The organism is Bacillus sp. ISL-7 (assembly GCF_018613065.1).
The window spans coordinates 30,490-42,906 of the sequence record NZ_JAGGQW010000037.1; the positions used below are offsets into that span (position 1 = coordinate 30,490).

Genomic DNA, 12,417 nt, shown 5'->3' on the forward strand with positions numbered 1-12,417 from the left:
TGAAAACGTACACATGACTGTATATAGAGTGATAAAAAAATAGAGGATAGAAAATGGGGTCATGCCCATTCAAACAGGGGGAAAGACAAATGACGAAGTACACAGATCCTTCAAATGATCTATTAAAACACATTGGCGGTAAAGAAAACATTGCAGCCGTTACCCATTGTGTTACAAGAATGCGGTTCGTTTTAAACGATCCAAGCAAAGCGGATATTAAAGAAATCGAGTCCATTAAGCTTGTAAAAGGTACATTTACCCAAGCCGGACAATTCCAAGTCATCATTGGGAATGAAGTATCTAGCTTTTATAATGAATTTGTAAAAATTGCTGGTGTGGATGGAACTTCTAAAGAAGTAGCAAAAGAAGCAGCCAAACAGAATATGAACTGGCTGCAACGAATGATGGCCCACCTAGCCGAAATCTTTACCCCATTAATTCCTGCACTAGTTGTCGGAGGCTTAATCCTCGGCTTTAGAAACATCATCGGTGATATCAAATTACTTGATAATGGAACAAAGTCCATCATCGAGGTTTCACAGTTCTGGGCAGGTGTTCATTCCTTCCTATGGTTAATTGGTGAAGCGGTATTCCACTTCCTTCCAGTCGGAATTACCTGGTCGGTTACGAAAAAAATGGGTGGTTCACAAATCCTTGGTATCGTCCTTGGTATTACACTAGTATCTCCGCAATTGCTTAATGCCTATGCTGTAGCAGGTGCAAAGGATATTCCTGTCTGGGATTTCGGTTTTGCAAAAATTGAAATGATTGGTTACCAAGCACAAGTAATTCCTGCAATTTTAGCTGGATTAGTGCTTGCTTTCTTAGAAACTAGATTACGTAAAATTGTTCCAAATTCCATTTCCATGATTGTCGTTCCATTCTTAGCGTTAATTCCTACTGTTTTAATCGCTCATACTGTTTTAGGCCCTATCGGCTGGAGCATCGGTTCTGGAATTTCTCATGTAGTGTATTCAAGCTTAACCTCTTCATTTGGCTGGGTTTTTGCGGCAATCTTCGGGTTCGCATATGCACCACTTGTTATAACAGGGTTGCACCACATGACGAATGCGATTGACTTACAATTAATGAGTGAACTTGGCGGAACAAACCTATGGCCAATGATTGCACTATCTAATATTGCCCAAGGTTCAGCTGTACTTGCGATGATCTTTATTAATCGTAAGGATGAAGAAGAAAAACAAGTCTCTATTCCAGCTGCCATCTCTTGTTACCTTGGTGTAACCGAGCCAGCTATGTTTGGTATTAACTTAAAGTATGGCTTCCCGTTTCTTGCTGCAATGATTGGTTCAATGATCGCAGGTGTTGTCTCAGTTGGTAGTCACGTTATGGCTAACTCAATTGGTGTCGGTGGTATTCCCGGATTCCTTTCCATTCAGGGTCAGCACATGGCAATGTTTGCGATTGCCATGGTAGTAGCAATTGTCATACCATTCATGCTAACGATTATATTCGCTAAAACACGCATGAATAAATTTTCTTTTAAAAAATAAAAGCTAAATCACATATTTAGGAGGGAGACATGCTCCCTCCTTTTCTCCATTAAATTACTTAATCTAAAATAGGCAGGTGTTTGAAATGTCAAATGAATGGTGGAAAAAAGCAGTCGTCTATCAAATCTATCCAAAAAGCTTTCATGATACGACTGGAAATGGAACTGGAGATATTCAAGGCATTATTGAAAAATTAGACTATCTAAAAGAACTCGGTGTAGAAGTCCTTTGGCTTACTCCCATTTATAAATCTCCTCAAAGAGATAATGGGTATGATATCAGCGATTACTACGCAATTCATGAAGATTATGGAACGATGGATGACTTTGATAGGTTACTAGCAGAAGCACACAAACGCGGCATAAAAATCATAATGGATATTGTTATTAATCACACATCAACAGAACATGAATGGTTTAAGCAAGCACGCACCTCTCGAGATAATCCTTACCGTGACTTCTACATCTGGAAGGACGGCAAGCACGGTGAGACTCCTACGAACTGGGAATCTAAATTTGGTGGTTCGGCATGGGAATATGATGAGACAACCGAACAGTATTACTTACATTTATTCGATGTGACCCAAGCAGATTTAAACTGGGAAAATGAAAAGCTGCGTGCAGCCCTATACGAAATGATGCACTTTTGGTTAAAAAAAGGTGTGGATGGCTTCCGTCTCGATGTTATCAATTTAATTTCCAAAGACCAGAATTTCCCTCAGGATGACAGCGACGGCCGGAAATTTTATACCGATGGACCAAGAATTCATGAATTTTTACATGAAATGAACGAACAAGTTTTTTCAAAATACGATATTATGACGGTCGGTGAAATGTCATCTACATCGATTGATAACTGCATTAAATACACGAACCCAAACCAAGAAGAATTAAACATGACATTTAGCTTCCATCACTTAAAGGTCGACTATCCCAATGGTGATAAATGGACGAAAGCAGACTTTGATTTTCATACCTTAAAACAGATTTTATCTAATTGGCAGGTTGGAATGAATCAAGGCGGCGGCTGGAATGCCCTCTTCTGGTGTAATCATGACCAGCCACGGGTCGTGTCCCGTTTCGGCGATGATCAAAAATATCATAAAGAATCGGCTAAAATGCTGGCCACCACCCTTCATATGATGCAGGGAACCCCTTATATTTATCAGGGTGAAGAATTTGGGATGACCAATCCTAACTTCAACTCCATCGATGAATATCGAGATGTAGAGTCCTTAAATATTTTTAACATCAAGAAAAATGAGGGTATGGACCAAGATGAGATTATTGACATCCTAAAACAAAAATCCCGTGACAATTCAAGAACACCAGTCCAATGGAATGCAAATGAAAACGCAGGCTTCACAAGCGGGACTCCTTGGATTCAAACGGCAAGTAATTTCCAGGAAATCAATGCGGAGCAGGCACTTAAAGATTCAGACTCTATCTTTTTCCACTATCAAAAACTTATACAATTACGAAAAAAGTATGATGTGATTACAGTTGGAAAATATCTCCCTATTTCTAATGAAGATGATGCTATATTTGCATATGTTAGAACAAGTGGCTCTGAAAAATTACTAGTGATCAACAATTTTTACGATAAAGAGAAAGCATTCGTTCTCCCTACTGATTTACATCTTGATGAGTATGATAGTGAGATGTTACTCTCTAATTATGAGGATTCGACACCAATTGGCCCGGAAATCTCCTTGCGGCCATATGAGTCGGTTGTGTATTACCTGAAAAGATGAACGGAGATGTCATAATGACGAACAAGTACCTAACGATCTACAACATTATTGTCGAGCAAATAAAAAGTGGAGAAATTCCGCCACAAACGCTTCTTCCCTCTGAGAACGAATTAAAAGATCAATTCGATACATCGAGAGAAACGATTAGAAAGGCGTTAAATTTGCTTTCGCAAAATGGCTATATCCAAAAAGTTAGAGGAAAAGGTTCGATCGTGATCGACATCAGCAAATTTGATTTTCCTGTTTCGGGGCTGGTTAGTTTTAAAGAACTGGCAAATAAAATGGGCAGTAAACCAAAAACGATTGTGAACGAGCTCTCGTTAATCAAGCCCGATGGTTTTGTCAGGCAGCAGCTACAACTGGGAAGTAAGGACCTGGTATGGAAGGTAGTTCGTACAAGGGAAATGGGCGGAGAGAAAATCATTTTAGATAAAGATTTTTTATCTAAAAAGCATGTTCCTACCCTAACAGAAGAAATTTGTGCGGATTCCATTTACCAATATATTGAAAATAAATTAAACCTTACCATTAGTTTTGCCAAAAAAGAAATTGTCGTGGAAGAACCTTCATTCGAGGATCGCTCCCTATTAGACCTTGAAGGCTTTCACAATGTAGTCGTCATAAAAAACTATGTTTATTTAGATGATGCCACCCTCTTTCAATTTACGGAATCAAGGCATCGGCCTGATAAATTTCGGTTTGTAGATTTTGCTCGCAGATCCCATTGATTTCAGTAAGGAGACCTCCAATCCAATTTCGGGGGTCTCCTTTTTTTTCTTCATGTCATATTTAGAGTTTCGTATTAAAAGGATTTTGTCCATGATGTTTGTTACAATAGACGTAACCAAAATCTTGAGGTGAAAATAGTATGTGCGGCCGATTCACGTTAACAGCTACGTTCGAGGAAATCATTGATCGTTTCGATATTATATCTTTTCTTGAAGAAGAAAATTATGCTCCGAGTTATAATATTGCTCCATCTCAGGCCGTACTTGCCGTGATTAATGACGGCAAGTCAAATCGGATGGGATTTTTAAAATGGGGCTTAGTCCCGCCATGGGCAAAGGATGCTTCCATTGGCCATAAGATGATTAATGCCCGAGCAGAAACATTATCGGAAAAGCCAAGCTTCCGAACAGCCTTCAAAAAGAAGCGTTGCCTAGTCATCGCCGATAGTTTTTATGAATGGAAACGACATGAAGATAAAAGTAAAACCCCGATGCGAATTAAACTAAAATCCGATGATCTGTTTGCCATGGCAGGCATTTGGGAGTCTTGGAAATCACCTGAAGGAAAAACGCTCTATACTTGTTCTGTGATAACAACCGAACCCAATGAACTAATGAAAGATATTCATGATCGGATGCCCGTTATTTTGAAGCCAGACGATGAAAAAACATGGCTGGATCCATCCGTCTCTGATACCAATGATTTAAAAAAACTACTTATCCCCTTTGATGAAAACTTAATGGAGACTTACGAAGTATCTTCCTTAGTAAACTCACCGAGAAATAACAACGTTGAGCTTATTCAAAAGATTTGTTAGTACTTTTTAAAAGAACATGCTTAAATTTTTAAAAATATTTTTTCCATATGGACATGTTTACTACATGCACGTCCAAGGTTCTACATATCATGTATTAACCCATAAAAGTTTTCCTTCTTTAGAAAGTGGTAATCGGCCACTTTCTTTTTTTTGTGGAAAAATATGGGCAAAGTGTAGCTACCCGAGCTATAATGGCGGTAAGGAGAGTAAAAAATGAGAGGAGATTTCCTATGGACCAACTGGTAAAAAAATTCTATGACCTGCCAACAACTTGTATATCCGATGCGATGGATGGCTTAAATAACCTCCACCCTGCGATTAAACCTCTAAAAGAAGAATATAAGCTTACTGGAAGAGCTTTAACGGTGAAGATTCCTGTCGGTGATAATCTTGCCGTCCTAAAGGCAATTCGTGCGTCAAAACCAGGGGATATTTTAGTTATTGATGCTAAAGGAGATCCATATCGTGCCATTGCTGGTGATTTTGTTGTTGGCATGGCTCAAACACTTGGAGTCGGTGGAATCGTAGTTGATGGTGTCATTCGTGATATTGTTGGAATCAAGGGCTTGAACTTCCCCGTCTTCTCGAGGGGCACTACCGTTGCAGCTAGTGGTAAAGCAGGAGTTGGAGAGATTAATATCCCGATTTCATGCGGCGGAATGACAGTACATCCAGGCGATATCATTGTTGGGGACGCGGACGGCGTCGTGGTCATTCCACAAATGGTCGAACAAGCTGTCTTGGAAAAGTCCCTCGAAAAGTTAAAAAACGATCAGATTAGAGAAGAGCGTATAGCTGGTAATCGTGAGGCTATTATGAAACATTTAGATGAACTCATTAATAGGTAAAAAACTAACAAACCCCTTTTCCATGCGGAACTGGGGTTAGCTATTATCTTATTCGCTCCCTTTCGTGTCCCACCATTCCCGAACCTCAAAAATGCCGATGACTTCATTTTTTGCTTTTTCAAAAACCTCTACCGTTTCGTTAGTGGAATAAGAGAAAATATAGTGGGTGGATGATTCGCCCATTAATCGAAAGGAACTGATTTCCCCATCTTTCATTTCAACCATATACACTTTTCCGGTCAAAACATCATTTGCTTCGGCTAAATTTTTCATGAATGATCATCTCCTTACATTACTTTACTCTCAGATTAGCAGATTACATGCTTCATAATATGAAAGAAATTCAAAAAAATAACGAATATTAGTAACACTTTTGGAGAGAACAAACACCTACCTTTTTTTTTCATATAGAGAAATAATAAAAATAATTCGATTCCCTTTCAAAACCAATTTTTTCATAGAGTCTTTGGGCAGTAATGTTTTCCTTGCCTGTCTCTAGCATAACTCCTTTTGCTCCTGTTTCCTCTGCAAACAAAATCGCCTTATGTATTAATTTTTCCCCAGCACCTTTTCCGCGGAATTGTTCCTTCACATATAAATCATTTAATACCCATGATCGGACCATGCTAACTGAAGAAAAGGATGGATATAACTGAACAAAACCAACGGGATGTTCCCCATCAACAGCCATAAACACAACGGATTCGTTGTTCAGTATTCTTGCTTTTAAAAACTCTCGTGCACCCTCCAAGTCGGACGTTTGCTCATAAAATACCCGATATAAATCAAACAATACCGTCAACGAATCGAGATCACTAATAGTTGCTTTTTGGATAATCAATTTTTAATTCCTCCTAGTTAAGAATAATTTACTAATCTACGAGATTGAGTGAAATTCACAATATTACAGAAGGATAATCTTAAGTAAATGCAGAATATTAAATCATTATTATTAAACCACGATATTTGGTCGTTTGTTCAACTCTGTAGAAAAATTTTGCTTGGGGGGAAATAGACATGAACGCTTCTATAGACGTAAGGCACGCTTTGTCTGAAAGAATTATTCCTTTTAATGATAGGCTAGCACCACTATTCATTCGAGACAGATTACATTCTCTCATTCCGGAAGGCACAGAACATATTTACGTAATAGGGATTGGTTCAAATGTCATAAGTGGTGACAGTCTAGGTCCATTTGTGGGTACCTTACTACATAATCTATACCCCAAACACTTATCAGTAATCGGAAACCTTGAATCTCCCTTAGATGCACAAACGCTTATCCCACAGGTTTCTCAGACCCTGCCACAAAATAGTTTTGTCATTGCCATTGATAGTGTTCTAGGGTCTGAAAGAATCGTTAACACTATTGTTGTTCGTGACGGTTCATTGTTGCCTGGGGCGGGATTAGGAAAAAAACTTCCTCCGATGGAGATTGCAGCATTATGGGGGTTGTACAGGAAAATGATCCGCGATTGGAATGCTCTCTCCTTTCCACGAATCTGCATCTAATTTTCACTATGGCAACAAATATTGCCAAAGGGATATCACTAGCTGTTAGGCAATATTACAAATATCCTTCGCTCCATCCGATTTTGCATAATTGCTGGTAATGGATGAGGTCGATTTAGGGACACTTCTTATAATACCAGATATTTCAATTAATTGAAACGAACCACTTCAAGAGAGAATGAAAAAAGGGCCCGGAGGTTCCTCCGGACTACTATCTTCCTTCATTTACTATTCCTTTTGATCCCATAAATAATTAACAACGGCATCATATTGTTCTTTTGATAAAGAACCTGGAGCGGACTTAGGCATCTTCTTTTCTACAAAACTATAAAGATCCTCTTTCTTTTGAAAATCGGCATGAATTTTCGTTGAATCCAGTTTTACTTGACCACCAGTAATGTCACCCGAACTATGGCAGGTAATACAGCTTTTTTGAAAGATGTCATCCCCTGCAACCGTGCTAGCGGTTTCACTTGTTGGTTTACTAGACGGTTCTTTTGATGTGTCATCATCATTACAGGCACTCAATAAACCAATCATTAAAATAAATAATCCCAAACCAAAAATCTTTTTCAACCTTCCACCCCTTTTTTGGTTTCCTCGGGATTGCCTTCATATTGGAAATAGATGCCTACTGGCAATCTCACAGGTAAAAATAAACATGCCCTATGACATATTATTTCTAAAGTCCTATGATTATTCCTTCATAAATACTATGGTAAAGATACTTAATTTTCTATTTGGATTCCACTGTAAGACTTTTTTAACTGAGTGAGTTTTTTTGTAAAGAAAAAGGACAGATAAAGCAGATAACCTGCCTTTATCTATCCTTTTTTCATTTATTCACTTTCGGATTCATCTTTATTAAACCAAAGTGGATCATTATTATCCTCTTCACCATTATAGTTAATAAGGATTTCTTCCCCTGCTTTGATATCCTTGTACGCGTAAAAATCAAACGTGTGATTCGGGAAGTTAATTTCATATGTAGCATTGGGCTCATATGAATGGTTAAACAACATCCCGTATCCTAAAAGAAGTGCGGTGTGGTTAATACCATATTCAAATGCATAATCAGCAAGCAGTGTTTTCTCTATATGAACATGCTCCTCATTAGGATAAGGAATAACGGGTGCTTCATGGATCAGCTCACCTTTTGCAATATCACGAGTCGCAAATACCCCTCTATTTAATTCCCCATCACTAAGCTTCGAAGTCTTAATCTCAATCATCTTAATCACCTATTTGTACTTTCCATTAAAGTTTTTAATCATAATATAGCTTGCCATTATCTACAGAAGAAAGCAAATGTTTTTTCTTTCCACACATTTTTCGCTGGTGCCTGACACCAAGACAGATAAAACTACAATCATCAAAAAACTGTCAAAAGATATTCTTCACAGCTTTAGGTGAATAGGTCATTTTTTTGAAGAGGAAAACATAAAATAGGAATATACGTTCGCAACAGGAGGCGAGGACATGGGGAACTTGATTACAGGAGAAATGTTGGTTAAGTATTACGAACTGAATAAACAGAAAAAAGAAATAGAAATGGAAATGAATGAATTAAAGGATGCCTTTCAAAATTACTTTAATAATCTAGTAGGATCTAATCATAAAGGCGAAATTACCATAAGCGGCTATAAGCTTCAACGGCAAATACGAAAAACAGAAAAATATGACGAGGTTGAAACCATTAAAAGATTAGAAGAATTACAGATGAATGAACTCATCCAAGTCGTGAAAAAACCAGATGATGTAAAAATCAAAGCCGCTCTTAACCTAGGCTTAATAAATCCCGATCATTTAGAGGGCTGCATAGTTTCGACTAGCTCCCCTGCTATTTCAGTGAAACCAATCACACCAAGATAAGGTATGATAAAGACCCCTCATCTACCCTTTTGATGCAGGGGTCTTTGTTCATAAAATCGTTGTAAATTAATGGAGGAATTTAGGAAGCAATAAAGATGTCGAAGTTACTTTTAAAGTATGGGATGAGATGTGGCATGTTTTTCAAACGTTTGCTACTCCAGAAGGTCAACAGGCGATTGACGGAATTGAGGATTTTGTTCAAAAGCATTTGGTGTATGAGGTTTCCTTCAATTCATTAACTTTTTAAGAATATAACAAGTTCCATCTTCAGCAAAAAATAAAGATTCCCCTTCGTTCACGTTGAAATTAACATTTTTTTTGTCATAAATCAGTTTTGCTATTTTTTCATATTTCTTAACGACTTCTATTGGTGGGTTCACAATGATATCTTGTTTTCCATATGTGGTAACAAATCCTTTTGGGTTATATTTCCTTTCGGGCTTTAATTCTGTACTCCAACTTCCATCTAAAAGAACGGAGCATGCGGTATACTTTGTTTTTCTGGTTTGAATAGACCAAAGCTTTCGACAATTACATCGATGTATTTTGAATTTCATCACCCAATACCCTCTTTCAAACTGAAAAATTCAAAATATGATTATTGTAAATTGTATTCCCGCATTTACAAAATTATTTATAATAGCCTGATTGAAGATAAGTCCTCCAAAGAATTTGATATTGTTCCAGTTAATGGTAAAATTACCATTGAAATTTATTACAAAGGGGTTATCGCAAATGTCTGTTGATGTTTATCTTAATTTTAATGGAAACTGTCGTGAGGCAGCAGAGTTTTACGCGGAGGTTTTTGGTACAGAAAAACCTCAAACTATGACTTTCGGGGAAGTCCCTCCGAACCCAGAATATCAACTTCCAGAAGAAGCAAAAAACTTGGTTATGCACACACGACTGAACATTGATGGAAGCAACGTCATGTTCTCTGATGTTTTTCCTGGAATGCCTTTTGTAGCAGGTACCAACATTAGCCTTGCTATTGTAAATAAGGACTTGGATAAAATTAAATCTTATTTTAACAAACTTCAAGAAGGCGGCAAGGTAGTCATGGAGCTTCAAGAAACATTCTGGAGCAAATGCTACGGCTCCCTAAAAGATAAGTTTGGAATTGAATGGCTATTTAATTATGATAATGGCGAAAGCGTAATGTAATTGGGTTTAATAAGGAAGACCGGGCAAATTTGCCCGGTCCTTTTTTGGTTATTTTGAATATTTTATAAGGGCATCATACGCTTCCTAAGGTTACCGTTAAGCCTCGATTTGCTGACTTAATTTTGCTTGCTCTTCGTCTTGTCCCCACCCTTTGCAAACATCAATCCATTCTTTAGCAAATGAATACTGATATAATTCATCTTTCGTTAATTCGATTGCAGAGTTGGTGCTGCCACAAGCGGGGAAAACTGTCTCGAAGCGCTGCATTGATACATCCAAATAGACTTCAAGCTCATTATTCAGCCCAAACGGACAAACACCGCCAATGGCATGACCAGTTTGTTCGAGAACTTCGTCTGGTGAGAGCATCCTTGCTTTGAAGCCGAATTGATGACGAAACTTCTTATTATCAATTTTTGCATCACCTGCAGCAACAATTAAAATAGCTTTTTCCTCGCTCCCTCTAAAAGATAAAGTTTTCGCAATTCGAGCTGAAGCTACTCCAATGGTCTCGGCAGCCTGTTCCACTGTGGCACTCGAGGTATCAAATTCCATTACATCTCCATCACGATCCCATTGTTTAAAATGGGCCTTCACACTTTCCAATGACATCTTATACATCCTTTCCCTAACGTATTATTAGAATAATATCATACTTTAAAGGGATAAAGCTAAAAGACGTCTTATACCAGTAAGTCTGGTAATGTTTATATTTTTATTCCCAAATTTTATATTGATTATCAATATTGTCAAAATCAATTTTTCCTTTTTTCATCTTTGGAGGACAAATCGAGTTATATTTCAGGATTCTTTCATTAATGGCATCTATCAAGTTCATTATTTCAAATTCAGCGGATTTTAGTTCTTTTAATGTTATGGCTTTAGAAATCTCAAGTCTGATTTCCTTTTGTAAAATTACAAATGGCGGGAGATAACCAGCATCGCTAGCTGTGTTGAGGAAATTGAAATAGACATCCCCAGAAAATAGAAGGGATGGAATGGGTTTGCCGAATCGTGGGTGCTTTTTGATTTCCTCAGCTAATTGGGAATTACTTACTATTTGATCCATCAAATCTGCATGACCAGCTTTCTTATAGACCATAAATTCTCTTCTCCTCTCAACTTCTTACATATATTTTCTTTATTCGCTACTTCCCTCCCATAATCCTTCGATTAAAATTGATTTTCCTTAAGTTTTTTAAACTGTTTCCTAAAAAGTGATATAATCATTGTTATATTTAAAAAATTAAGATATTAGTATTGTTTCATAATGGAGGGATCAAATGAATTCGCAAGTAGCAGTAATGTCCTCCCCAAGGATAAAAGGCATTTTTTTAGTATTGATTGCTGCAACATTTTGGGGTGTTTCAGGAACTGTCGCTCAATACTTATTTCATCAACAAGGATTTAGTACCAACTGGCTAGTTGTTAACAGGCTGATTTTTTCAGGTTTTGGCTTGTTATTTTTTTCACATACAGTGGGTAAACAGAATATCTGGGCCATTTGGAGAAATAAACAGGATATCTTTCGTCTAGTAATCTTTGGTGTAATTGGCATGTTTGGCGTACAATATACGTATTTCGCTGCTATCGAACAAGGAAATGCAGCAACGGCAACCGTTTTGCAGTACCTGGCACCAGTAATCATTGTCTGTTATTTAAGTTTTCGTGCAAAGGAATTACCTAAAATACATGAAGTAATTGCGATTGGATTAGCCATCTTCGGAACCTTTCTACTCGTGACGAAGGGTAATATCCATTCACTCTCCATTTCATCCTCTGCCTTTACATGGGGAATTCTATCTGCATTTGCACTCGCTTTTTATACACTCTATCCTGGAAGTTTGTTGAATAAATGGGGGTCGCTTCTTACTGTTGGTTGGGGAATGATGATCGGTGGGATTGGCTTTAGCTTGATTCATCCTCCATGGAAGTTTCAAGGCCATTGGAGCTTAACGTCCTTTCTAGCTGTAGTTTTTGTGATTATTTTCGGTACATTAATCGCCTTTTTTTGTTTTATGGAAAGCCTGAAATACATTCGTGCTTCTGAAGCAAGTCTTCTCGCTTGTGTTGAGCCATTATCAGCGGCCTTTTTAGCCGTAGCCTGGCTCCAAGTATCATTTGGCCCTGCCGAATGGATTGGTTCCATTTCAATTATTTCAACTATTTTTATTTTATCTGCTGTTAAACGGTAATCACAGCTATAAA

At 37.7% G+C, this 12,417-nt stretch carries 16 protein-coding genes; 9 read left to right on the forward strand and 7 right to left on the reverse strand.

What is annotated here, in order from left to right; all coding sequences use genetic code 11:
* The first annotated feature begins 89 nt into the window (after window positions 1-89).
* From treP to J7E66_RS15030, 5 genes are all read left to right on the forward strand, one after another.
* Complete coding sequence (treP, locus tag J7E66_RS15010) at window positions 90-1,514, forward strand: PTS system trehalose-specific EIIBC component (RefSeq protein ID WP_215001315.1); 1,425 nt, start codon at window positions 90-92, stop codon at window positions 1,512-1,514.
* 85 nt (window positions 1,515-1,599) lie between these two features.
* Window positions 1,600-3,267 carry an alpha,alpha-phosphotrehalase gene (gene treC, locus J7E66_RS15015; RefSeq protein ID WP_215001317.1) on the forward strand — a complete coding sequence of 556 codons (1,668 nt, stop codon included), beginning with the start codon at window positions 1,600-1,602 and terminating at the stop codon, window positions 3,265-3,267.
* A gap of 14 nt (window positions 3,268-3,281) precedes the next feature.
* Complete coding sequence (gene treR, locus J7E66_RS15020) at window positions 3,282-3,995, forward strand: trehalose operon repressor (protein ID WP_215001319.1); 714 nt, start codon at window positions 3,282-3,284, stop codon at window positions 3,993-3,995.
* Between the two features lie 140 nt (window positions 3,996-4,135).
* Complete coding sequence (locus tag J7E66_RS15025; protein WP_215001321.1) at window positions 4,136-4,813, forward strand: SOS response-associated peptidase; 678 nt, start codon at window positions 4,136-4,138, stop codon at window positions 4,811-4,813.
* A gap of 230 nt (window positions 4,814-5,043) precedes the next feature.
* On the forward strand, window positions 5,044-5,661 hold the full coding sequence (locus J7E66_RS15030) for an RraA family protein (RefSeq protein WP_215001323.1): 618 nt from the start codon (window positions 5,044-5,046) through the stop codon (window positions 5,659-5,661).
* Window positions 5,662-5,709: 48 nt separating this feature from the next.
* Here J7E66_RS15030 and J7E66_RS15035 read toward each other — a convergent pair whose 3' ends face one another.
* Both J7E66_RS15035 and J7E66_RS15040 read right to left on the reverse strand, forming a co-directional pair.
* Entirely contained in the window at window positions 5,710-5,934 is a 225-nt protein-coding gene (locus J7E66_RS15035; RefSeq protein ID WP_215001325.1) for a BRCT domain-containing protein, read from the reverse strand.
* A gap of 130 nt (window positions 5,935-6,064) precedes the next feature.
* Window positions 6,065-6,502: a GNAT family N-acetyltransferase gene (locus tag J7E66_RS15040; protein ID WP_215001327.1), complete on the reverse strand. Its 438-nt coding sequence runs from the start codon at window positions 6,500-6,502 to the stop codon at window positions 6,065-6,067.
* A gap of 176 nt (window positions 6,503-6,678) precedes the next feature.
* Between J7E66_RS15040 and J7E66_RS15045 the strand changes: the two genes are divergently transcribed.
* Entirely contained in the window at window positions 6,679-7,173 is a 495-nt protein-coding gene (locus J7E66_RS15045) for a DUF1256 domain-containing protein (RefSeq protein WP_251032934.1), read from the forward strand.
* Between the two features lie 228 nt (window positions 7,174-7,401).
* Here J7E66_RS15045 and J7E66_RS15050 read toward each other — a convergent pair whose 3' ends face one another.
* Window positions 7,402-7,749 carry a c-type cytochrome gene (locus tag J7E66_RS15050; RefSeq protein ID WP_215001329.1) on the reverse strand — a complete coding sequence of 116 codons (348 nt, stop codon included), beginning with the start codon at window positions 7,747-7,749 and terminating at the stop codon, window positions 7,402-7,404.
* A 263-nt stretch (window positions 7,750-8,012) separates the two neighbouring features.
* Window positions 8,013-8,405 carry an SET domain-containing protein gene (locus J7E66_RS15055; RefSeq protein ID WP_142292176.1) on the reverse strand — a complete coding sequence of 131 codons (393 nt, stop codon included), beginning with the start codon at window positions 8,403-8,405 and terminating at the stop codon, window positions 8,013-8,015.
* Window positions 8,406-8,652: 247 nt separating this feature from the next.
* Between J7E66_RS15055 and J7E66_RS15060 the strand changes: the two genes are divergently transcribed.
* Entirely contained in the window at window positions 8,653-9,045 is a 393-nt protein-coding gene (locus J7E66_RS15060; protein ID WP_215001331.1) for a hypothetical protein, read from the forward strand.
* A 227-nt stretch (window positions 9,046-9,272) separates the two neighbouring features.
* Here the strand turns inward: J7E66_RS15060 and J7E66_RS15065 are convergent, their stop codons facing one another.
* The gene (locus J7E66_RS15065; RefSeq protein WP_215001378.1) at window positions 9,273-9,602 is read right to left on the reverse strand and encodes a hypothetical protein; all 330 of its coding nucleotides are present in this window, start codon (window positions 9,600-9,602) and stop codon (window positions 9,273-9,275) included.
* 178 nt (window positions 9,603-9,780) lie between these two features.
* On the opposite strand from J7E66_RS15065, the gene J7E66_RS15070 reads away from it, so the two are divergent.
* Complete coding sequence (locus J7E66_RS15070) at window positions 9,781-10,209, forward strand: VOC family protein (protein ID WP_215001333.1); 429 nt, start codon at window positions 9,781-9,783, stop codon at window positions 10,207-10,209.
* Between the two features lie 96 nt (window positions 10,210-10,305).
* Here the strand turns inward: J7E66_RS15070 and J7E66_RS15075 are convergent, their stop codons facing one another.
* Both J7E66_RS15075 and J7E66_RS15080 read right to left on the reverse strand, forming a co-directional pair.
* Complete coding sequence (locus J7E66_RS15075; RefSeq protein WP_215001335.1) at window positions 10,306-10,821, reverse strand: YbaK/EbsC family protein; 516 nt, start codon at window positions 10,819-10,821, stop codon at window positions 10,306-10,308.
* Window positions 10,822-10,924: 103 nt separating this feature from the next.
* Window positions 10,925-11,311, reverse strand: a complete 387-nt coding sequence (locus tag J7E66_RS15080) for a hypothetical protein (RefSeq protein ID WP_215001336.1) — start codon at window positions 11,309-11,311, stop codon at window positions 10,925-10,927.
* 181 nt (window positions 11,312-11,492) lie between these two features.
* On the opposite strand from J7E66_RS15080, the gene J7E66_RS15085 reads away from it, so the two are divergent.
* Window positions 11,493-12,404: a DMT family transporter gene (locus J7E66_RS15085; RefSeq protein WP_168244135.1), complete on the forward strand. Its 912-nt coding sequence runs from the start codon at window positions 11,493-11,495 to the stop codon at window positions 12,402-12,404.
* Window positions 12,405-12,417 lie beyond the last annotated feature (13 nt).